Origin of the sequence: Bartonella sp. TT110JLCBS, from assembly GCF_042193405.1 — a bacterium.
Classification (GTDB): domain Bacteria; phylum Pseudomonadota; class Alphaproteobacteria; order Rhizobiales; family Rhizobiaceae; genus Bartonella.
In genome coordinates this window covers 1-767 of sequence record NZ_JBHILT010000195.1, presented here as the reverse complement: position 1 = coordinate 767, position 767 = coordinate 1, and the positions used below count along the sequence as shown (strand labels likewise).

Here is a 767-nt window from a genome sequence, read left to right as displayed (position 1 = left end):
AGAACTAAAAAAACTCCACCCATCAAAATTTGCTGCAAAATAAAACGCGCAAGCGCCATTAAATCACGGATACTAATATGTTTGGTGAGTTGTAAACGATCAGCTCCTGCTACAGGAATATTAAGATGTTTAAGAGTACGGGAAAGAGCTGAGACAAATTGATCACGTTTACGGACCAAGATCATAATATCACTTGCACGTATTAAGCGTCCTTTTGCTGGAAGCATTTCGCCTTTTTGTAACCAGTCGGCAATCGTTTCAGCAATTTTTTCTGCTAAACGCACTTCAGGTGTATCTAAATGATTAACAGTTGCATGCCAATCTTGAGGAAACTCACTCGTTTCTTTTGAAATGGCATCCCATATAACAACTTCACCGGGACTGTGAACACGGATAGCTTCATGCACCGTTTTTGTATTGTCTGCCGAAAGTCCTTTATAATTTTCTGGTGTTTCAAAAACAAGATCAACGCTTTTAAGAACATCTGCTGTAGAGCGAAAAGAATAATGCAGTTGTATTTTTTCAAATTGCTGATTTGTTTGCTGCACTTTTTTTTGAATAATTCGTCCATTTGCAGCAAAATTTTCTGGAGCAGCGCCTTGAAAAGAATAAATAGATTGCTTTTCATCTCCAACAGCAAAAAGAGTGCGTATGTTTGTTCGTTGGCTATACCCTGAAAAAAATTCCTGTGCCAACAGTTGAATAATTTGCCATTGCTCAGGGTTGGTGTCTTGTGCTTCATCAAGTAGAATATGATCAAGTCCCTG

1 protein-coding gene is annotated in these 767 nt (G+C 38.3%); it reads right to left on the bottom strand.

Annotated features, from left to right (window positions below; all coding sequences use genetic code 11):
- Positions 1-767: UvrD-helicase domain-containing protein (locus ACFILW_RS10395; RefSeq protein ID WP_375685800.1), on the bottom strand; the 767-nt coding region annotated here is incomplete at both ends.